We start from the raw sequence: 20,969 nt of genomic DNA, 5'->3' as shown, positions 1-20,969 counted from the left end.
CGTTGTGTCCGGGGGTGCCCAACGGCGGCTGCCGTCGAAAATCACGACGTTTGAAATCCTTCAGGAGGATCTTCGCACCATGAGGTCGATGCGCCCTATCGGGTTGAGATGGCCCTGGCCGGCCATGGCCGCAGCGGGCCGATGGAAACGGTTGGCCCTGGTGCTGATGATCCTGGCGGTGTTCCGGCCCATGCCGGGCATGGCGGAAGCGCCGATCAAGATCGGCGTGAGCCTGGGACTGACCGGCCGGTTCGCACCCATGGCCGAAGCCCTCAGAAAAGGTTTCGCGCTGTGGGAACAGGATGTGAACCGTGCCGGGGGCATATCGGGACGGCCGGTGCGGCTGATCGTCGACGACGATCATGGGGATCCGGACCGGGCGGTTTTCATCTACAAGAGATTGGTCAACCAGGAGAAGGTCGATTTTCTCTTCGCCCCATACTCCAGCCTGATCACCCTGGCGGTCTTGCCCATCGCCGAGCAGCACGACATGCCCATGCTGATTGCCGGAGCGGCCGCCGACACCCTGTGGGAACAAGGCTTCCGCCATGCCGTGGGGGTCTACACGCCGGTCAGTAAATTCATGATCGGCTTTTTTGAGCTTCTCGTATTGAACGATCTGGCCCGCGTGGCCATCGTTCACGCCGACGATCCGTTTTCCGAGGACTTGGCTGAGAGTGCCGAAAAATGGTCGCGGCGCTTCGGGCTGACGGTGACAGGGGTCGAGGGTTTCAGCAAGGGGCGTCGTGACTTGTCCCTCCTGGCGCTCAAGGCCAAGGCCAAAAACCCGGACGCCCTGATCGTGTGCGGACACATGGGGGAGGCCGTCCATATGGTCGAAGCCCTCCAACGCATCGGGTGGCGGCCCCGGGCGCTTTACGCTTCGATCGGACCGGCGATCGACGATTTCTACGAGCGATGCGGACCGGCCGCCGAGCATGTCTTTGCCACCTCGCTGTGGGAACCCCGGGCCAACTATCCTGGCGCCAACGACTTCAACCGGCGGTTCATCGAGACCTACGGAGAGGTTCCGGGGTACCACGCCGGACTCGCCTACGCGGCCGGGCAGGTGCTCGCAAAGGCCGTGGTCGAGGCGGGCACGATCGACCGGCGCAAGGTGCGCGATGCGCTGTTCGGCATGGACACCATGACCATCATCGGCCGGTTCGGAGTCGACCGCAACGGCAAGCAGGTGAGGCAGCACACGTTTATCATTCAGTGGCAGAAGGGGCGCAAGGAGCTGGTCTGGCCCGATGCCATCAAGACGGCGGAGGCGATATTCCCATGAGCCGGGTGCCAGCTTCGATGCTCAACCGCCTTCCCCTGCGCATGATCGCGCCGGTGGTGTTGGTCATCGGCCTGGTGGGTGCGGGGCTCTACTTTCTGGTCCTGCGATCGGTGGCCAGCTTTGCCGATGAACAGATCGAAGAGGCGTTGCGCGGCATCTCCGAAGAAATCTACGGCATCTGCGACGAGAACTTCACCGAACTGGTCAAAAGCGGCAAGATGGACGATGCCAGGGCCGTGACGATTAAAAAGGCGTTTACCCTGGGCGCCATCGAAGAGTATGTCGTCCGCAATGACATCGGGTGCCGATTGATCGATGAGGCGCACGGGGAGTTGCTGCTCAACCGGTTCGAACCGGATATGCCGGATCTGTCCCATGCGATTGCCGAGTTCCACAAGATGTGGCGTTCGCCGGACGCCAGTTTTCAGGGGGAGGGCCGATTTTTTCATCATTTTGAATTCAAACCCTGGCGATGGCACATCGATCTGGTCAAGGACAAGGCGGCTTACTCCCCCCTCATCGAGCGGGTCAATACGGTCTACATCGTCACCGGCCTCCTGCTGGCCTGCGGGATCGTTCTGATCCTGCTGCTTCAGGAGCGGTTGCTCCGCCGGCCCCTGAGCCGGATTATCGACGCCATCCGGATGGGTAGGGCGCCGGACTACCAGGGGGTGCATGAATTCGAGTTTTTGAGCGATAACATCGCCACCATGATGCGTTCCCTGGAAGATCGAAATCGTTGGATCGAAAATTTTTATCACATCGCCATCGCGCACAGAGGCGAAGCATTTTTCAAGGAGGTGGCCGACGCCCTGGCCGATGCGCTGGCGCTCCATGTCCTGATTGTCAGTTGCGGCCGTCCGGAAGATCGGTTCCAGACGATCGCGTTTGCACAGCGGCCTGACGGTGATCAAGCATTGACCGATCCGACCGTGGGCCTGCCGCTTCGACCGATTTTGGAAGACAAGCAGCCGCTGATCATCGAAACCGGCGCGGCCGAGCGGTTTCCTTCGGCGACCGGCCTGGCCGCCACCGAGGCGCAGAGCTATATCGGCATGCCCATCCTCGATCGCGACGGCGCCGTCATCGGCATCATGAACGTGTTCGGTCGAACGCGCGCATTTGACGAGTGGAGCCTCAACCTCATCCGCACCGTGTGCCGCATGGTGGCCGTGGAATTGGTCTTTTCGGCGGAAGAGCGCGATCGCCTGCGGCTCGAAGTCCAGCTCCAAAAGGCCCGAAAGCTGGAGGCCATCGGCACCCTGGCCGGCGGGGTCGCCCACGATCTCAACAATATTCTGTCAGGGATTGTCAGCTATCCCGATCTGCTCCTGATGGACCTGCCTGACGGCAGCCCGTTGCGCAGGCCGCTGCTGACCATCAAACAATCCGGGGAACGCGCGGCTACGATCGTGCAGGATCTGCTGACCCTTGCCCGGCGGGGTATCGCCATTGCGGAGGTGGTCAATCTGAACCGGATCATCGAAGCGCAGTTGAACAGCCCTGAATTCGAAAAACTGGCATCCTTCCATCCCGAGGTGCGGGTCGAAACCCGCCTGGCCGCGGACCTGTTGAATATAAAGGGTTCGGCGATTCATCTGGCCAAGTCGATCATGAACCTGATCGCCAACGCGGCCGAAGCCATGCCGGACGGCGGCACCGTCACCATTTCCACGGACAATCGCTACCTCGATCGGCCTTTGCGCCGGTACGACCATGTGGAAACAGGGGATTACGTGATCGTGACGGTGACCGACACGGGCATCGGCATCCCCATCGAAGACCGGGAGCGGATATTCGAACCCTTCTACTCCAAAAAGGTCATGGGCCGGAGCGGATCGGGCCTGGGGATGGCCGTGGTCTGGGGAACGGTGAAAGACCATGACGGCTACATCGATCTGGAGAGCACCGAGGGGCGGGGCACGACCCTCACGCTTTTCTTCCCGGTCACCCACGACACCATCGGACCGGCGTCGACCGCTATCTCCACCGCAGACTACATGGGCCAAAACGAAACCATCCTCGTGGTGGACGACATGGAGACGCAGAGAGAGCTGGCGTCCAGCATTCTGAAGAAGTTGAACTATTCGGTCGCTGCGGTCTCCAGCGGAGAGGAGGCCCTGGCCTATCTGCGCGAACACCCCGTGGACCTGCTGCTGCTGGACATGGTCATGGAGCCCGGCATGGACGGCCTGGACACCTACCGGCGGGTCGTGGAACGTCATCCCCGCCAAAAGGCGATCATCGCCAGCGGCTATTCGGAAAACGAGCGGGTTCGATCGGCCCAGCGTTTGGGGGCCGGGGCCTATATCCGCAAGCCCTACACCATCGAGAAAATCGGTCTGGCCGTTCGGGCGGAATTGTCCAAGGTGTGATAGCAAGCGGAGTTTGCATTTCACGGCGTCGTCCAAGACCTGTTCGGGCAGGGTCCTAACGACCGAGCTGCGGTCGCGGTCTCGCAGGCAATCGTACTGTGGGATGCTCTTGAAGTGTATCGATACGCCCAGCGGAGGGGCTCATGAGGGCAGTCGAAATTCTGGAGGACCTGTTTTTCATCGAAAGGGGCTACCTCAACGCCAACCACTTTGTCTATCGGTGCGAATCTCCCATCCTGATCGACACCGGTTATATCGCCGATTTCGACTTCACCGTAAAGTCGATCCGGCGGGTGGGCGTGGATCCGGCTGACGTCTCTCTGATCGTGAACACCCACACCCACTGCGACCATATCGGCGGCAACCGCTTGATCCAGGAGCGCTCCGGGTGCGGCATCGCCCTCCATGAGATCGGCAAGCACTTCATCGACACTCGGGACGACTGGGCCACCTGGTGGCGCTACTACCGCCAGGCCGCGGACTTTTTCACGGCCACCCGGGCGTTGAACGACGGCGATACGGTCGCGCTGGGGCCCCACCGCTTCGAGGTGATCTACACGCCGGGCCACGCCTCGGACGGCATCGTCCTGTACAACCGCGAAGCAAAGCTGCTGATCTCCTCCGACACGCTGTGGGAGAACGACATGGCCGTCATGACCCTGCGCGTCGAGGGCAGTACGGCCCCCTTCCGCATGCTGGACTCCCTGGACCGGCTGGCGGGCCTGGATGTGCAATGGGTCTATCCCGGTCACGGGCCGCCGTTCGACGACATGCCGGCGGCCATCGATAGAAGCCGGGAGAAGCTCGGGCGCTATCTGGCCGACCGTACCCTCATCGGCGAGGACCTGCTCAAAAAGATTATCGTCTACACCCTCCTGATGCGAAAAGCGGTCGAGGCCGGCGACTTTTTCGAGGAGCTCATGGCTACGGCCTGGTTCAGGGAGACCGTGGATCTCTACTTCGGCGGCACCTACCGGTCCAAATACGATGAAATTATGGAATCTTTTTTGCGAAGAGGCATCGTGAGGGCGAAGGCTGGGACTTTATCGACGACGGTGGCGCCGTAAGACGGGCTCGGCCGATAAAAACGTGCCGTGTGGTTCGCGTCGCCGCCGGTTTCAGTGCAGGATCTGGCTCAGGAAGAGCTGGGTGCGTTCATGCTGCGGGTTGAGGAAGAATTCGTCGGGCGTGTTTTCTTCCAAAATCTGGCCGTGGTCCATGAACAGCACGCGGTGGGCCACGCTCCTGGCGAACCCCATTTCGTGGGACACGACGATCATGGTCATGCCTTCGCGGGCCAACTCGATCATCACGTCGAGGACCTCCTTGACCATCTCTGGATCCAGTGCGCTGGTCGGCTCGTCGAAGAGCATCACCTTGGGCTTCATGCACAGACTGCGCGCGATGGCCACACGCTGCTGCTGGCCTCCGGACAGCTGCCCGGGGTATTTGTCGGCCTGTTCGGCAATGTGCACCTTTTCCAGGTAATACAGGGCGGTTTGTTCGGCCTCCTTGCGCGGCATCTTGCGCACCCACACCGGCCCCAGGGTGAGATTCTCCTTGACCGTCAGGTGGGGAAAAAGGTTGAAGTGCTGGAACACCATGCCCACCTCGGCCCGGATCTTTTCAATCTTCTTGATGTCATTGGTCAACTCGGTGCGGTCCACGATGATGCTGCCCCGCTGATGCTGTTCCAGCCGGTTGATGCAGCGGATCATCGTCGATTTGCCGGACCCGGAAGGTCCGCAGATCACGATGCGCTCGCCGCGGTGCACGCTGAGATGGATATCCTTGAGGACATGGAAATCCCCGAACCATTTGTGCACGCCGATCAGCTTGATGATCGGTTCGTTGTCCAAAGCGGACCCTTCAGGGGTGGGATCGGTCATGGGGCACATACCTCTCGTTCAGGTCTTGAGTTCCTTTTCCAGATAACGGCTGAAATTGGACATGGAAAAGCAGCCCAGAAAATAGAGGGCGGCGATGAACAGATAGGCTTCGGCGCTGAATCGGATCCAGGCCGGATTGGAGAGTGTCACCTGGGTGGTCTTGAGCAGGTCGAACAGGCCGATGATGACCACCAGGGAGGTATCCTTGAAGGCGGATATCAGGATGCTCACCGTCGGCGGGATCACGATCTTGAGCGCCTGGGGCAGGATGATCAGGCGCATGGTCTTCGGATAGTCCAGTCCGAGGGATTCGGCGGCCTCGTACTGGCCGCGGGGAATGGCCTGCAATCCGCCCCGTACCACTTCGGCGATATAGGCGGCGGTGAACAGGATGATGGCGGCCTGGGCCCGGAGTATTTTGTTGATCGTGATCCCTTCCGGCAGAAACAGGGGGAACATGACCGAAGCCATGAACAGCATGCTGATCAGCGGCACGCCGCGGATCAGTTCGATGTAGACTACGCAGACCGCTTTGATGGCCGGCAGCTCGGAGCGGCGTCCGAGGGCCAACAGCACGCCCAACGGGTAGGCGGCGGTCAGGCCGAAGAGCGACAGCAGCAGGGTCAGGGATATGCCGCCCCATTGGTCGGTTTCCACCTCGGGCAGCCCCGGCCCGCCCCCATGCATGAGGATTCCCATGACCAGCAGGCCGGCCGCCCACAGGTACAGGAGTCTGCGGTTCCAGCGGCGGGTATTGCGGCTGTAGAAAAAGAGGCCGATGAGCATGGCGATGGCCAGCGCGGGCCGCCACTGCAGGTCGTAAGGGTAGAAACCGAACAGGATGAAACGCAGATTCTGGCTGACCACCGACCAGCAGGCACCGTCCGCCTCCCGGCAGGCTTCGGCATCTGATAACCAGAGGCTGTCCACGAATGCCCATTGAACCATGGACGGGATCGTTTTGTAGAGACAGAACAGGATGAAGAGAGTCAGGATGGAATTGAGCGGCGTGTTGAAAAGATTGGCGCGCAGCCATCCCAGAATGCCTGTCGAACGGACGGGCGGTTTGAGATCTTCGACGTCAGGTGACGCGATGCGTGCAGTCATGGGGTCATCTCTCCACCAAGGCCTTTTTCTTGTTGTACCAGTTCATGTAGGCCGAGGTGATCAGGCTGAGCATCAGATAGACCACCATGATGATCAGGACCCCCTCGATGGCCTGTCCGGTCTGGTTGATGGTGGTGTTGGCCACTGAGACGAGGTCTGGATAGCCGATGGCCACGGCCAGGGAGCTGTTCTTGGTCAGGTTGAGCATCTGACTGGTGAGCGGCGGAATGATGACGCGCATGGCCTGGGGCAGGATGATCAGCGACAACACCAGATTGGATTTTAGACCGAGGCTCATGGCCGCTTCGCTCTGACCTCTGGGGATGGCCTGGATGCCCGCCCTGACGATCTCCGCAACGAAGGCCGAGGTGTAGAGGACCAGACCGATGAGCAATGCGCTGAACTCCGGGCTCAGGGAAAAGCCGCCTAGAAAATTGAAGCCTTTGAGCTCGGGAACGTTCATGGCCGTGGGTGCGCCGGCCAGGTACCAGGCCAGCAGGGGAAGGCCGATCTGCAGAATCACCGCAACCGGCCAGAAAGGAAACAGCTGTCCGGTCCGTTCCTGGCGTCGCCGGGCCCAGCGGCGCAGCAACCCGTTCGATACGACGGCCACGCACAAGGCCGCCGCAGCCCAGGCGTAGGCCGCATGACCGGCTGGCATGGGGAAATAGAACCCGCGATTGTTGAAGAAGACGCCGGGCAGCGGCTGAATGGATTCACGCGGCGAAGGCAGCACATCGTGGAAAATGGCGTACCAGAAAAAAAGCTGGAGCAGCACGGGTATGTTCTGCACCACCTCGATATAGGCGGCGGCCAGTCTGGAGAGCAGCCAGTTGCGGGAAAGACGGGAGACACCGATGACGACGCCGAGCAGCAGGGTGAAGAGGATGCCGATGGATGCGACCTTCACGGTGTTCAGCAAGCCGATCAGCAAGGCGCGCGCATAGGAATCGGCGGCCGAGTAGCGGATCAGCGCTTCGCCGATGCCGAATCCGGCTTCGCGGTTCAGAAATCCGAATCCGGTAGAGATGGACTGGCGTTGCAGATTGGCCTGGGTGTTGACGAAGATGTAGTAGCCGGCGGAAAATACCAGCAACAAGGTGACCGCTTGAAAAACGACCGCCCGGTTGCGGGGGTTGCGCCAAAAGGGAACCGCCTGGGAAGTCTCCGTTCCGCCTGGTCGATCCTGTGCAGCCGGCATCCGTTTTCTACTCCGCAACTGTTTTTCCGGCGGGCCCCGTGCGCGGCAGGGGGCCGCTCGAACCGGAAAATTCTATCTGTCCCATCAGGCTATCTCAACCACTTACAGCGGACCTTGAGATGACACACCCTCTATTTGAAAGGCGGCGCATACATCAGGCCCCCATCCTTCCACTGGGCGTTGAGGCCACGGGGCAGTTTCAGTGCGGTGTTCAGGCCGACATTGCGTTCGAACACCTCGCCGTAGTTGCCGACGTGTTTGACGATGTTGTAGGCCCAGTCTTCCGCCAGGCCGAGCGCTTTACCGTTGCCCGGCGTGACCCCCAGAAACCGTTTGATGTTGGGATCATTGCTTTTGCGCATGTCGTCGACATTTTTAGAACTGATGCCCAGGTCCTCGGCGGCGATCATAGCCAGCACCGCGTAATCGACGATGTCGCGCCACTGGTCGTCGCCATGGCGCACGGCGGGAGACAGGGGCTCCTTTGAGATAATTTCGGGCAGGATCATGTAGTCGGCCGGATTGGGGGCCACGGCGCGCACGGCGGCCAATTGGGAGGCATCCGATGTGAGACAGTCGCAGCGCCCCGCAAAGAAGGCCTTGTTCAACTCGGTGGGCTGTTCGATCACGACCGGTCTCATGCTCATGTTATTGGCCCTGAAATAATCGGATACGTTTTGCTCGGTGGTGGTGCCGGGCAGGACGCAGACCGTGGCGCCGTCGAGCTCTTTGGCGCTCTTGACGCCCAGTTTGGCGGGAATCATGAACCCTTGGCCGTCATAGTAGTTGGTGGCCGCGAAGTTGAGGCCCAGTTCTGTGTCGCGGGTCAGGGTGCGGGTGGCATTGCGGCACAGCACATCGATCTCCTTGGACTGCAACGCGGTGAACCGGGTCTGGGTGGTCAGGGTGATGAATTTGATCTTGTCCGGTTGACCGAAAACGGCCGTCGCCACCGCCCGGCCGGTGTCCACGTCCAGGCCCCGCCACACCCCCTTGTCATCCGGCATACCGAAACCGAAGAGGGAGCTGTGAACCCCTACGATCAGATAGCCGCGCGCCTTGACGGCATCCAGGGTTTCTCCCGCGTCGACCACCAGGGGCAGAGACAAAAAAACGGTTGCCAACACTAGAACCATCATGGTTTTGGTGACCTTCATGGGCTTTTCTCCTTGTATATGGGGTTGGGATTCCGGGAACTTGAGGTGTGAAGAGGACCGTCCGTCTCGCTTGGCGTCCGTTCCTTATTTACGCCGGTGGTGACCCTACACGGGTCAAGTTATCCCCCAATCATCCCGTCTGTCAAGAAATCAACCAAGGCCGGCATCCATCCGCTTCCGATGCGCCGTTCCGGCCCATGCGGATCTTTCTCGGCAGGGTCCCGCCTTTACTTTGCCCCGCCGCGTCGTAATTTTCTTTTTATAAACGTCCGCAGACCAAAGGCGACCTGAGACTATCATGGCGTGACCGGCTGCGTGCCCCACATGGGCACGAAGGCTGGAGCGCAAGTCCCGGTCGCCGGATGAACCGATGAGGATAGACAGGAGGCACCATGAGCACCCAATTCAAACACAATTCCGCCATATATATAGCCGCCGCGCTGGTCTGGTCCGTCTTCCCGGGGCTGATCTCCGCGGCTTGGGCCGCCGGAAGACCATCGGCCGATATCCCCGACTCGCAGCCCGGGGCCGATAAGCGGCGCCAGGCCAATGTCCACTTTCGACAGGGAGAGGCCCATGCCGACCAGATGCGTTACCAGGAGGCGGCCAGGGCATACGAGCGGGCCGTCGAAATCGACGGCAGCTATGCCGAAGCTTACAGCAACCTGGGCTACAGCTACCGCAAGCAGGGTCTTTTCGACAAGGCCGTGGCCGCCTACAAGCGCGCCATCGCCTTGGATCCAGAGCTGGCCGAGGCCTATGAGTACCTGGGCGAGGCCTATGCGGAGATGAAGCAGTTCGATCTGGCCGAAGCGCAACTGAAGGTCCTGAAGCGACTGGATCAGGAAGAGGCACGGGAACTGGAGTCGTTTATTGAAAAGATGAAGCCGTAAAAACCTCTGGGGCGGGGGTGCCCCGCCCCGTTTTACATCAACGCGAGGTCATCAGAAGCGCGAAGAAGAGAGCGAGCGGTCGGCATGGGCCCAGGCCTGGGCATAGGACTGCTGCATCTGCCGGGCTTCGGCATCGCGCCCCTGGGCCTTCAGGCTTTGCCAGAGCCCGTAGAGCGAATAGCCATTGTTCCGGTACCGTTTCAAATCCTGCCAGTAAATGACTTCCGCCTCGGCCGGGCGGCCGGCTTCGATAAGAACGGCCCCCAAAGTATGGCGTACCGGGTAGTACCAGTCCGGCGGTTCGTTGTACATCAGGCTGTCTTCCAGCCGAACGGCCCGATCCAGATGGCCGATGGCGGCTTCGAACCGTTTCTGCTTGGCCGCCAGCTCACCGGCCAGCACCTCCCCGGCGATGCTCAGCAGGGTAGGCGTATTGCCAAAGCCGACCATCTCATGGCCGGACACGGGATCCATGGCGATGCCCAGCAAGGTTTCGAGCTCTTTTTGGGCGCTTTTGTATTGGCCCGTATGCGCGTAGGCCATGCCGCGGGCATAGTGCCAGATGCCGGTCATATAGTGCCACTTGGCCGGCGGCCGGGGTTCCTCCAGCACTTGATCCCACTGCCCGAAGCGTACCAGTGCGAAGAGCGGCATGCTGGCGAAGGTCTGGTACAAGCCCCATGTGTTGTGGGAGAAGTCGGCGGGCACTTTCGATGCCACCTTGCGGGCGGCTTCCAGCGCCTTTTCCTGGTGGCCCATCATCAGCGCGGCCCAGGCCTGGAAGTGGATATTGTGCGGATAGTACCCCAAAGGATAGATCCCCTGGGCACGGCATTGGACCAGGTAGTTCTCGTCGGCCTTGGCCGCCTGGCCGTTGAGTTCGAACGATTCGGCATAGCGGCCCAGTTGCATGTAGACATGGGTGGGCATGTGCACCAGGTGGCCGGCCCCGGGCGTCAATCCCCGCAAGCGGTCCGCAGCGGCGGCCCCGCGCTCGGCGTCCACTGCTTCGACAGCATGAATGTAGTAGTGCAGCGCGCCTTCATGGTGCGGGTCGCGCCGCATGGCCCCTTCCAGTGTGGACAGAATTTCCGGCGTGCGGGCCTTGGGCCGGCCGTCCCGGGTCCAGTAGTCCCAGGGGGACTGATTCATCAATGCCGCGGCGTAGAGCGTGGCCACGTCATTGTCTTCGGGGTATCGAGTGTGCACCTGCTTCATGGCGTCGGCGTAGGCGGCGTCCAGGGCCGCCCGATCGGCCGGCGGGTCTGCTGCGTAACGTTGGGCCAAGGCGACGATGAGGCTGCTCTCTTTAGCCGTCACCTTCTCTTTGAGGCCCAATGCCATCTGAATTGCTTCATAGGCCTGGGGCGCCACCTCGGCGGACATGGGCAGATTCAAATTGGGGCCCAGCACCAGCGCCCAGCCCCAGTAGGCCATGGCCGCGTCGGGATCGTGCCGGGCGGCCTCCTTGAAGCTGCGCAATGCCTCCTGGTGATTGAATGCATAGGTCAGACGAAGCCCCTGATCAAAAAAATACTGGGCCTTTTCCGACCGGGTCGTGATCGGCATATGGGTGTCGCCGATGTCGGTCAGCACGGGTGCAATCGGCTCGCCGGCCTTTTTCGGATCGGCCTTCAGGGCGCGCGGGTCATGGCTGGCCACATGCAGGGAACTGGCCCATGTGGTTGTCGTGAATAGGATTATCGACAGCAATGCCCCATACAGGGCCATATGTTTAAGTTTACCGTTCATATCGCTACCTCCCATCTCGCCACCGCATCGCATGCACGGTGGGATGTCTCAATTGGCAAAAGCCCGGGCCCTCGATGTCGGTGGGCGGTCCACCGCGATCTCAGGGCCGTGTCACAGGTATGATTCGTCGGATCACTCAGGCGGGCGGGCACCTCGGGGAGAGCGGTGGATCTATCAGGAGCGGGCAGGAGCGGGCAGTAGCGGGATCGCTTGGAACGCCGGCATGAACGATGTCGCAGATGGTATGGATTCGGCAGTGGCAAACAAACATCCCTGGGCACCACCACACCCGGTGTCGCATAGGTTAAAACGGGTTGGGCCGGCTGTCAAAGCGGTTGCCGTGAATTTTCAGGACGGGATCGCACGATTTTTATCGTGGGCTGCGATGGACGCGGCCGGGCGTTATTCCTGCAGGTTCTTGTGCTGCATCCTGGCGATGCGCAACGCATCCTTGATTTCCGTGTTGCCGGGGTCGATCTCCAGAAGCGCCTCCCACAAGGCGATGGCCTCATCGAGCTCGCCATTGCGATAGGCTTCGAACCCCTGTTTGGCAATGCATTTTTTGCAGTTGGCCAGATTTTCATCGAGATCGGCGGCGTCGAACGAAAGCGTCCCGTCGAGCCGGTGGAAGTTTGAATGGTTTTTCAGCAACACATGATAAATCCGGCCTGCGGAAACAAAATCCTGCTGATCCATGGCTTGCCGGGCCACGGATCTGATCTTTTCCACGCTGACCGTATAGTCTTGCAGCACTTGCCGATCCTGGGGGGCGCTGCGCTGCGCCATGTCATACAGGTCGAGGGCTTTCTGGTACCGGCCCGCATCCATCTCTCTTCGAGCCAGGTCGGCCGCCGGGATCGGTGCCCGGGCCGATCCGTCAGCGGATGGCCGCGAGGTCTGTTCGGCAGGGGCCGGTGGCGTCTCCATGCCTTTTTGGGGTGATACCCGCTCTCCTGTCTGCGCACACGACCAGATGCCCGGCAAAAGCAGCACAATGAGCATGAACCCTATGTGGCGGGCGGTGAGGGTCATCCGGCGGCCCTCACGACATAGAGGGGCGCATGCTGGTCGCGGCCCTTTTTCATCAATTCAAGGAACACCCGGGCAAGGTCCGGGCGAAATTGCGCCCCCGACTGGCGTGCAATTTCGCGCAGCGCCTCCTCTTTGCGCAGTGCCTTGCGGTAGGGGCGGTTCGACGTCATGGCGTCATATGCATCCGCTATGGTGATGATCGCGGCGAACAGCGGGATAGCGTCACCGGCCAGCCCGTCCGGGTAGCCCTTGCCGTTATGCCATTCGTGGTGATGCAGGGTCGAAGGAATGTATCTGGCGAGCGAGGGCGCCCAACTGAGGATGGAAGCGCCGTATTCGACGTGTCGCATCATTTCCCTGTACTCGATGCGGTTGAGTTTGTCCGCTTTGAGCAGGATGGCGTCCGGCGTTTTGATTTTCCCCACATCGTGGAAAAGGCAGGCGATCTCCAAGTCCCGCAACTCCTCTTTGGCCAGGCCGATCTCCTTGCCGATGAGCAGCGAATATTTGGCCACACGGGCGCTGTGGCCATGGGTGTAGGTGTCTCTCGCATCGATGGCCGCGGCCACCACTTTCACGATGGAGACATAGGCCTCTTCGAGATCCTGGGCATACCTGGTCAATTTGCCTCGTTGCTGGGCGATCAAGGCCGACATCTCGTTGAAGTTGCGGGTCAGTTTGCCCAGTTCATCCTGGGAGTAGATCCGCAGGGGACTCTCTCCGGTCCCGTGCTTCAATTCCTCGACACCTGCGGCGAGCTCTTTGATGGGTTTGATCAAGAAGGAGGCCAGCAGCGAACTGGCGAAAATGCCCAGAACGACGATAATGCCGAAGACGATGGATATCATCCGGCCGACCTTGTTTTGCGCCGCTGTCAGGACGGATTTGTTCATGCCGACGACCACGCTGCCCAGCGGTTTTTTCATAAAGACGATGGGGCATGATATTTCGAAAATCGTTCCCGATGCATTCGCCAGTTCATTCACGATGACCCCGTCGGCGCCTTGGCGGTAAAGCCGGCCCTGGGAGGCAGGCATGCTCTCCCCGATGATCGGCTTTTCGCTGTGGACGATCGTCTTCAAATTCGTATCGACAATGTATACGTAAGGCATGTCGTCATTGGAGGACTTGCTCTGATAGACGAGGTTGTCCAGACCCAGCAGATCCTTGGAGAGGAGGCTGTATCCTGCGGCGGCAGCAATGCTCTTGCCCACCGATTCGCCCCTTTTGAGGATCTCGTTCAGGATATGGTTGTTCATGATCTGAACGGTGACGAGGCTGAGAACGAAGGAGGTGGAGGTCAGCAGCAAGACCACGAAAAAGGCGATTTTGAATCGGAGGCTGGCCGAACGGCATCGTCGCGCCGCCAACCGCAAAGCGGTCCGACCAGGCTTGAGGCATGCACTGAAATGATCAGTTGCCTTACCAACGGATGAGCCCATGCGCGCAATCACTGTCCTCTCCCTCTGCACCCGACCTTTTCAGACGTATGCAAAACATGTTATCGGCCACTTCAGGGAGAACTTTAGCCCTATCGGGGGTGGGGCACTTCATGCCGTCGGGTGAGTCAATGTCTCACCGGGCCTCTTTGGGCCTCCTGGCCGCTTTCCGTCGCTGATCCGAAAAAAATGACTTTTCCGATCGGCCGTGATGCGTTTATGTTATGGCAACAGCAGACCGACAGGGCAGGCGCACAATGGAACTTTCGATGAGACTCTGGACCGTCCTCCTATTGATCCTCATGCCATTCTCCGCTTTTGGCCACGAACAGGCCGATCTGGTTCTGGTCGTCAAATCCAGGGCCAAACTCTACCTGATGAAAAATGGAAAGATGATGGATGTTTATCGGGTTGCGCTCGGCGCTAATCCTAAAGGAAAGAAGCTGCAGGAAGGCGATCAGCGCACGCCGGAGGGTCGATACATCCTCGATTATAAAAAAGAAGACAGCGCTTTTTATAAGGCCATTCACATATCCTACCCCAATGCGGCGGACATGCGCAGAGCCAGGACGATGGGCGTTGACCCTGGTGGCATGATCATGATCCACGGGCATAAGAGTGGTTTCGAGTGGCTATCCCGGCTGAAAGAGCCGTATCACTGGACAGACGGCTGCATCGCGGTGTCCAACAGCGCCATGGATGCAATCTGGGAGGCGGTCACTGTCGGTACCCCTATTATCATCAGACCCTGAACAGGATGTTCCATCGCTGGGGCGTGAGTTTCGCCCGGACCCAGACGGCTGACGCAGCGGAAGCGCCTGGTGTTTTTCAAGACTATCGCCAGCGGCCAACATTGCCATGATTGTCCGGTGCACCCCGCCAGGAACCCCGACCCTGGCGTGAAGGGGCCTCATTCCGGTTGGCGTTTCCCGGTCGATCATCCCCACGATTTTCGCTCCCAGGTTCTTTTTGTTGAAAAGATGGCGGCCGTCCTTGTTCAGGTACAACAGGGCCGCCCTCGTTGCCCCGCATGTCGTTGAGAGGCCGCCGGATGGCGTCACGCCCACGCATCGGAGAGTCCGGGACCGGCCTGGCCGAAGGCGCTGCAATGCGTTCCTGCCCGCGCTCGATGGCACGCTCTGGCCGGGTCCGGGATACATCCGGGCGACCCGGCGTGTATTGGGGCGCCTCTTTTTTTCCCCTGAACCCGTTTTCGAATCTTCTTTTCTATAGAATCTAAGCGTCCCGGATTGAGGCCGTGCCGTTTGCGGGGTCCGGGTAACCCGCGGCCCGCTCGTTTCAGGTGGCTGCTGGCGAACGTTGGGGGATGCGGCGGGCGATGTGCGGGGTGGTGGTGTGCGCATCTCAGGCGTCCGGGACGGGCGCACCGGCGGCTGGCGTCTATCGTCCGGCGATGTGATGCGCGGCGTCCGGGGCCGATCCATTCGGGAAGGTTCACCGCGGCCGTGGTTCGTCTTCACGGCTTCAGGAGAACGGCCGGATGCGGTAGCAGGCCGAGGCGGTTCGGCCGAAGGCGGATGAACGGTCGTGCGATCCCTGCGGCCGTTGTTGTGCGGCTTGGCGATGGCCGGTTTGGCCGGTGAATGCGCCCGGCGATAGTCAACCACGGGACGCTTCACGTATTTATCCGGTGGACGCGGGCCGTGCTGACGGCTGGGAACAAAACCGGCGCTGGACGTGGATACCCTGGGCGCCGCGTGCAGGGGGCGCAAGCGGTGCGTGTCTGTCTTGACCCGATGGGCTTTGTCGATGGGACCGCGGCCGAAATGATCCCGGTGGACCACCACCATGCCGTTTCTGATTTTCGTGTTGCGGTAGACGTTGATGTTCTGGACGTTGACCACGGTATGGTGATGGACGGCCCGATTGTTCACGTACCGGGGTCCTGCCCAACCGCCCCACCAGGGCCGGTGGATAAAGCCGGGTCTGCCCCACCAGGGAATCAGTGGTTCCCCCCACCCGAGCGACACCCATCCGACGGACGACGCACCGATGCCGACGCTGACCTGTACGCCGGGAACCCCGAAAAATGCCACCAGCGCGGGCGCATAGGGAGGACGCACAATCCGCGGTCCGGGTGCCCAGCACCAATAGCTGTTCACGTAGACCCAGCGGCCGTAGTGATACGGCGCCCAACCCCATGGGGCGCTGTCCACCCACGTCCAGCCATAAAAGGGATCGCGCACCCAGGCACCGGTGCTGTAGGGGACCCATCCGGCCGCGAACCCTCTGGGCATCCAGACCGGACCATAGGTGGGTAGGACCCGCCAGGTGCCGTAGCGGTCAAGGTCGCTCAGGCCGTAGACATCCGATGAAACGTAACGCGCGCTTTCCGAACCGCTCACCGAATCGATATATTGATCGGTGCGGGCATAGTTCCACTGGTCCCAATCGTCCAGCGGCGGAGCGGTGCGCGAGGTGATGTGCGCGTTTGGGGCGCCGTGGATGGTCACCGATGTATTGGTGCCGACCGGGATGGTTTCGCCGCTTTCCGTGACGAGCGTCCCCCTGCCGGCCCGGTGAGTGCTCAACGTGGTTTTTGCATCGTCCACATCCAGGCGGAAATATCCCTCGATGTCGACTCTAAAGGCGGCATGGGGCGTCTCCACCGCCACCATCTGTCCGGAACCCATAGCGCGCATATCCAGGGCGATACGGCCGGCCGTCACTCTGAACTGCAGGAAATCGGGTTCCTGGCTCTCCAGCCCGATCTGCGTGTCCGGGCCGCTGCGGACGAACGCCTGGGAACCGATTTGCAGCTCGAGGTTGCCTTCGCCCTCGACATAGAGTTGATCGCCTGGCGCCAGGGCGGTGTTGACCTGCGCCGCGACCCAATCCTCGGCACCGGGCCGCCAGTACGAGGCCAGTCCCTCGACGAAACTGAGGCGCGGCGGGGTGTGGCCGATCTCATCGGTTTGCGCCTCCTGAGCCATGCTGTCATGAACCATCGGCATGCCCGGGATTAACAGGAAACATGCCATTATCAACATGAATGTCATTGTCGCCCGCATGTTTTCATGCTCCTTTGTTTAAGCCGGCAGACCATGCCGGTCAGTGGCCACTCGATGATGAAACTCCATGTGCGTTGAACCTGTGCGTTTAAATCGATCGGGCTGAAGCCATGCCATTATCCTATTCGATTCGGGACGATTCGGTCTGCCGGCGAATTGATTTTAAAGTTACAACTAAAAAGACGTGCATCAACGGGAAAAGTTTACAACGTGCACTAAATTGCCGCCATGCGAATAGACCGGCAAGGGGCGGCCCCGGGGAATCGCCAGTAGGGATTCAACTGAATGTGATTTACCTTGAAGTGCGTGTTTTCCAAGCGTTGTTTGATAAAATAATTCGCAATCCAGTGTTCATGGCAGGCCCGGGTGGGACAGGTGGCCAGGGCCACGTGAGCCTGCGGTCGATAGTGCCGGTTGAATGCAAACGGCGGACAAGCGGCCCAGACTGTTTGAGCGCAGCGAGTTTCCGGGCCGCCCGCCGTGCATGTTACCGGCACTTGACCGCTTGGCGTGTGGCATCGGCCACCTGTTCCACCCACGTCGGGTATAATGAATCGCATTCAGTTAGAACTGCTGAATCGCCATGGAACGGCTTGTATTCCCAAATCAAGGAGTGTTAAATGAAAATTTGAATGCGTTGGGTGTTCAATTGTATTTTTACCAATGGGATGCCGTTCAGGAAGGAGGTCGGAATCGTGACAACGACGCATCATGATGCGCCGAGCCCGGAAGAAAAAAAATATCGCAATATCCTGGATCAAATGGAAGAGGGATATTACGAGACGGATCTGACCGGCCATTTTACCTATGTCAACCCGGCCGCCAGCGCGCACCTGGGCCGCTCGGTCGACGAATTGATCGGCACGAACTACCAGACCTACATGGCAGTGGATACCGCCAAAACGATCTTCGGCATCTTCAATCAGGTCTATCTTACGGGCAGGCCTGCCAAAGGCATCGAATGCGACATCATCCATCCGGACGGGGCGTTGCGCATCCATGAAATTTCGGTCTCCCTGCTGCGGCAGCCGTCCGGTGAACCTATCGGTTTTTTCGGCATTTCCAGGGATCGCACCGAGCAGCTCGATATGGAGCGGGCGCTTCGTGAGAGCGAAGAGAGTTATCGCAGCATCATGGACCTCTCGCCGGACGCCATCACCATCAACGAGGTCGGCACCGGCCGATACGTGGCGGCCAACAAAGCCTTCTTCGAGAAAACGGGATACCGCCCGGATGAGGTCGTCGGACGCACCCCCGAAGCGTTGAAACTTTTCGCCGTGCCCGAGGAACGGCTGCAGTTCCTCGAGGCCATGCGGCGTGACTCCATGGACGGCCTGGAAGTGCAATTTCGATCCAAGGATGGGACGGTTCTGGAAAACCTGGTGTCGGGTCGCCGCATTCAGTTCAAAAACAAACCGTGCTTTCTGTTTGTCTCCACGGAGATTGCATCTCTCAAGCGAGCGCAGCAGGCCCTGCGTGACAGCGAGGAGAGCTACCGCCAGGTGCTTGAATTGGCGCCAGATGCTATCAGCTTGACCCGGGTGTCCGACGGCAAGTACCTGGAGGTCAGCGAGGCCTTCTATCAGCAGACTGGTTATACCCGTGACGAAACCGTGGGAAAAAGCCCCCTTGAATTGGACCTCTATGTCGATCCGGCCGAACGCGAAAAGCTGATCGCCGACCTGCTGGCGCATGGGCAGGTTCAAGGCATGGAGGTCGGCTACCGGGCCAAGGATGGCACCGTTCTGAACGCCTTGACTTCGGCCAGGGTGATGCAATTCAAAGGTGAGGCGTGCGTGCTGGCGGTCTCCACTCTGATCAACGATCTCAAGGCCGCCCAGGAGGCTCTTAAGGAGAGCGAGGAGAGCTACCGCTCGACCCTGGAGACCGCTCCCTATACGATCGTGGTGTCGCGCCTCTCGGACGGCACCTATGTGCAGGCCAATGCCGCATTCTACCGACGCACCGGCCATACGCCGGAACAGACCATCGGGCGTACGGCCGAGCAGCTCAATTTGTACGAAAACCCGGCCGACCGCGAACGTTTGATGGAAAGGTTCCACCGCGACGGAAAGGTGGAGGGCATGGAGGTCCGTTTCCGAAGCAGGGACGGGCGCACGCTTGAAAGCCTGATCTCCATGACGCCCATGCGCTACAAGGGCGAAGCGTGCATCCTGTCCGTCACCGTGGATATCAGTGAATTGAAAGCTGCCCAACGCGCCCTGCGCGAGAGCGAAGCGAGCTACCGCAAGGTGATCCAATCGACGCCCATTGCAATGGGGATCCTGCGGGCGTCGGATTCTTGCTACGTCGAGGTCAACGAGGCTTTTACCCAGCACACCGGCTATCGCCGGGAGGAGGTGATGGGCCGCACGGTCCTGTCGCTCAATATGTATATCGATGCCGCTGCGCGGCAGCGCCTGCTCGATGAGCTGGCCCGGCACGGCCGGATTCGCAGCATGGAGATGCAGCTTCGCGGCAAGGACGGCGGCATCAAAGACAATTTGATTTCCATCACGCCGATTCATTACAAAGGCGAAGCGTGTTTGCTTACTTCTTCCGTCGATTTGACCACGATAAAGGCCTTTCAGAAGGCCCTGCAGGAGAGCGAGGAAAACTATCGCAAAATCCTCGATGGGGCGCCCTATTCCATTCTGATCACGCGGCGGAACGATTACCGTTTCGTCTATCTCAACGACAATTTTTGTAGGCGCATGGGATATGATCGTGAAGCGGTCATCGGGCGCACCTCCCTCGAACTGGGCCTTTATGTCAACCCGGATGATCGGCGGCTGTATTTCAAGACCTTCGAGGCGGAAGGCCGGGTGGACGGCATGGAAATCGACTTCCGGACCAAATCCGGAGAGGTCTTCACCAACCTGATGTCCGGTCTGCCCATTCGGTTCGACGGGCAGGACTGCCTTCTCTCCATGGCCGTCGATATCACCGGACGCAAGCGCGCCGAACGGGAGCTGGAGAAGTATCGGCAGCACCTGGAAGAGATGGTCAGGGAACGCACCCAGGCTTTGGAAGCCGCCCAGGCCGAACTGGTCAAGAACGAAAAGCTGGCGGTGCTCGGCCAGCTCACGGCCACGGTGAGCCACGAACTGCGCAATCCCCTTGGGGTGATCCGGTCGTCCAATTTCTATTTGCACCGAAAAATCAAGGAGAAGGATGCCAAAATCGACAAGCACCTGAAACGCATCGACGACCAGGTCTCCATGTGCGATGCCATCGTGGCCGATCTGCTCGAATACACCCGCGGTCGCAATGCCTCGATGGTCAAGGAGGCGCTGACCCCATGGCTGGCCCAGGTCATCCAACAGCTCAAGGAATCCGAAGGTATGGCCATTGCAGCGGATTTAGGCACCGACCTGCCGGCCGTGCCCCATGACCGGGAAAAGATGCGGCGGGTGATCATCAATGTGCTGGACAACGCCATCCAGGCCGTTCGGGCACGCGAGCAGGCTGAAAAGGCGGCGGGTGCGCCGTATGTGCCCGAAATCAGACTGGCCGCGACCGTGGAAAAGGATGGTGTGATGATCCAGGTCACGGACAATGGCACCGGCATGGAAGAAGAGACACTTCAACGCGCCTTTGAGCCTCTCTTTACCACCCGGGCGCGCGGAACCGGCATCGGCTTGGCCAATGTGAAGAAAATTGTGGAAGAACACCGTGGCAGCGTCAGCCTGACGAGCAATCCGGGTGAAGGCACGCAGATCTCCATCGCCTTGCCCTTCGGCGAAAATTGACATGCGATGCCCGGGCAAGGCGGGCGCCGTTGGTTCGATCAGGTTTTTCCGT

General features: G+C 60.1%; 14 protein-coding genes. 6 read left to right on the top strand and 8 right to left on the bottom strand.

What is annotated here, in order from left to right; genetic code table 11:
- Positions 1-79: 79 nt before the first annotated feature.
- From DFT_RS18660 to DFT_RS18650, 3 genes are all read left to right on the top strand, one after another.
- Positions 80-1,288, top strand: coding sequence for an amino acid ABC transporter substrate-binding protein (locus DFT_RS18660; protein ID WP_083453636.1), 1,209 nt, complete (start codon positions 80-82; stop codon positions 1,286-1,288).
- The gene (locus DFT_RS18655) at positions 1,285-3,663 is read left to right on the top strand and encodes an ATP-binding protein (RefSeq protein WP_054032786.1); all 2,379 of its coding nucleotides are present in this window, start codon (positions 1,285-1,287) and stop codon (positions 3,661-3,663) included. The genes DFT_RS18660 and DFT_RS18655 overlap by 4 nt, the downstream gene beginning before the upstream one ends.
- A 143-nt stretch (positions 3,664-3,806) precedes the next feature.
- Positions 3,807-4,730 carry an MBL fold metallo-hydrolase gene (locus tag DFT_RS18650; RefSeq protein WP_054032785.1) on the top strand — a complete coding sequence of 308 codons (924 nt, stop codon included), beginning with the start codon at positions 3,807-3,809 and terminating at the stop codon, positions 4,728-4,730.
- Between the two features lie 51 nt (positions 4,731-4,781).
- Here DFT_RS18650 and DFT_RS18645 read toward each other — a convergent pair whose 3' ends face one another.
- From DFT_RS18645 to DFT_RS18630, 4 genes are all read right to left on the bottom strand, one after another.
- Entirely contained in the window at positions 4,782-5,552 is a 771-nt protein-coding gene (locus tag DFT_RS18645) for an amino acid ABC transporter ATP-binding protein (protein WP_054032784.1), read from the bottom strand.
- 18 nt (positions 5,553-5,570) lie between these two features.
- On the bottom strand, positions 5,571-6,659 hold the full coding sequence (locus tag DFT_RS18640; protein ID WP_054032783.1) for an amino acid ABC transporter permease: 1,089 nt from the start codon (positions 6,657-6,659) through the stop codon (positions 5,571-5,573).
- A gap of 4 nt (positions 6,660-6,663) precedes the next feature.
- Positions 6,664-7,860 carry an amino acid ABC transporter permease gene (locus DFT_RS18635; protein WP_054032782.1) on the bottom strand — a complete coding sequence of 399 codons (1,197 nt, stop codon included), beginning with the start codon at positions 7,858-7,860 and terminating at the stop codon, positions 6,664-6,666.
- Positions 7,861-7,991: 131 nt separating this feature from the next.
- A complete protein-coding gene (locus DFT_RS18630; protein ID WP_054032781.1) occupies positions 7,992-9,017 on the bottom strand; it encodes an amino acid ABC transporter substrate-binding protein in 1,026 nt (341 codons plus the stop codon).
- A 392-nt stretch (positions 9,018-9,409) separates the two neighbouring features.
- Between DFT_RS18630 and DFT_RS18625 the strand changes: the two genes are divergently transcribed.
- Positions 9,410-9,910: a tetratricopeptide repeat protein gene (locus tag DFT_RS18625; protein ID WP_054032780.1), complete on the top strand. Its 501-nt coding sequence runs from the start codon at positions 9,410-9,412 to the stop codon at positions 9,908-9,910.
- Between the two features lie 51 nt (positions 9,911-9,961).
- On the opposite strand, the gene DFT_RS18620 is transcribed toward DFT_RS18625, so the two are convergent.
- From DFT_RS18620 to DFT_RS18610, 3 genes are all read right to left on the bottom strand, one after another.
- A complete protein-coding gene (locus tag DFT_RS18620; protein WP_054032779.1) occupies positions 9,962-11,662 on the bottom strand; it encodes a tetratricopeptide repeat protein in 1,701 nt (566 codons plus the stop codon).
- A gap of 402 nt (positions 11,663-12,064) precedes the next feature.
- Positions 12,065-12,694 carry a tetratricopeptide repeat protein gene (locus DFT_RS18615; RefSeq protein WP_054032778.1) on the bottom strand — a complete coding sequence of 210 codons (630 nt, stop codon included), beginning with the start codon at positions 12,692-12,694 and terminating at the stop codon, positions 12,065-12,067.
- Positions 12,691-14,136, bottom strand: a complete 1,446-nt coding sequence (locus DFT_RS18610; protein ID WP_152972078.1) for an HD-GYP domain-containing protein — start codon at positions 14,134-14,136, stop codon at positions 12,691-12,693. Before DFT_RS18610 ends, DFT_RS18615 begins: the two co-directional genes overlap by 4 nt.
- A 221-nt stretch (positions 14,137-14,357) precedes the next feature.
- Between DFT_RS18610 and DFT_RS27375 the strand changes: the two genes are divergently transcribed.
- Entirely contained in the window at positions 14,358-14,885 is a 528-nt protein-coding gene (locus DFT_RS27375; RefSeq protein ID WP_369688335.1) for a L,D-transpeptidase family protein, read from the top strand.
- Here DFT_RS27375 and DFT_RS25995 read toward each other — a convergent pair.
- Complete coding sequence (locus DFT_RS25995) at positions 14,766-17,102, bottom strand: DUF6600 domain-containing protein (RefSeq protein WP_152972077.1); 2,337 nt, start codon at positions 17,100-17,102, stop codon at positions 14,766-14,768. The genes DFT_RS27375 and DFT_RS25995 overlap by 120 nt on opposite strands.
- Positions 17,103-17,860: 758 nt before the next feature.
- Between DFT_RS25995 and DFT_RS18595 the strand changes: the two genes are divergently transcribed.
- Entirely contained in the window at positions 17,861-20,917 is a 3,057-nt protein-coding gene (locus DFT_RS18595; RefSeq protein ID WP_161807202.1) for a PAS domain-containing protein, read from the top strand.
- Positions 20,918-20,969 lie beyond the last annotated feature (52 nt).

Source organism: Desulfatitalea tepidiphila (assembly GCF_001293685.1).
GTDB classification, from domain to species: Bacteria; Desulfobacterota; Desulfobacteria; order Desulfobacterales; family Desulfosarcinaceae; genus Desulfatitalea; species Desulfatitalea tepidiphila.
This window is presented reverse-complemented; position numbering and strand designations above follow the sequence as displayed.

Excerpts from the sequence above, each read along its gene's own strand:
- DFT_RS18625 (WP_054032780.1), top strand. The coding sequence starts at position 9,410 with ATGAGCACCCAATTCAAACACAATTCCGCCATATATATAGCCGCCGCG.
- DFT_RS18615 (WP_054032778.1), bottom strand. The coding sequence starts at position 12,694 with ATGACCCTCACCGCCCGCCACATAGGGTTCATGCTCATTGTGCTGCTT.
- DFT_RS18650 (WP_054032785.1), top strand. The coding sequence starts at position 3,807 with ATGAGGGCAGTCGAAATTCTGGAGGACCTGTTTTTCATCGAAAGGGGC.
- DFT_RS18620 (WP_054032779.1), bottom strand. The coding sequence starts at position 11,662 with ATGAACGGTAAACTTAAACATATGGCCCTGTATGGGGCATTGCTGTCG.
- DFT_RS18645 (WP_054032784.1), bottom strand. The coding sequence starts at position 5,552 with ATGACCGATCCCACCCCTGAAGGGTCCGCTTTGGACAACGAACCGATC.
- DFT_RS18630 (WP_054032781.1), bottom strand. The coding sequence starts at position 9,017 with ATGAAGGTCACCAAAACCATGATGGTTCTAGTGTTGGCAACCGTTTTT.
- DFT_RS27375 (WP_369688335.1), top strand. The coding sequence starts at position 14,358 with ATGGCAACAGCAGACCGACAGGGCAGGCGCACAATGGAACTTTCGATG.
- DFT_RS18610 (WP_152972078.1), bottom strand. The coding sequence starts at position 14,136 with ATGGGCTCATCCGTTGGTAAGGCAACTGATCATTTCAGTGCATGCCTC.
- DFT_RS18655 (WP_054032786.1), top strand. The coding sequence starts at position 1,285 with ATGAGCCGGGTGCCAGCTTCGATGCTCAACCGCCTTCCCCTGCGCATG.
- DFT_RS18660 (WP_083453636.1), top strand. The coding sequence starts at position 80 with ATGAGGTCGATGCGCCCTATCGGGTTGAGATGGCCCTGGCCGGCCATG.
- DFT_RS18635 (WP_054032782.1), bottom strand. The coding sequence starts at position 7,860 with ATGCCGGCTGCACAGGATCGACCAGGCGGAACGGAGACTTCCCAGGCG.
- DFT_RS18640 (WP_054032783.1), bottom strand. The coding sequence starts at position 6,659 with ATGACTGCACGCATCGCGTCACCTGACGTCGAAGATCTCAAACCGCCC.
- DFT_RS25995 (WP_152972077.1), bottom strand. The coding sequence starts at position 17,102 with ATGGTTCATGACAGCATGGCTCAGGAGGCGCAAACCGATGAGATCGGC.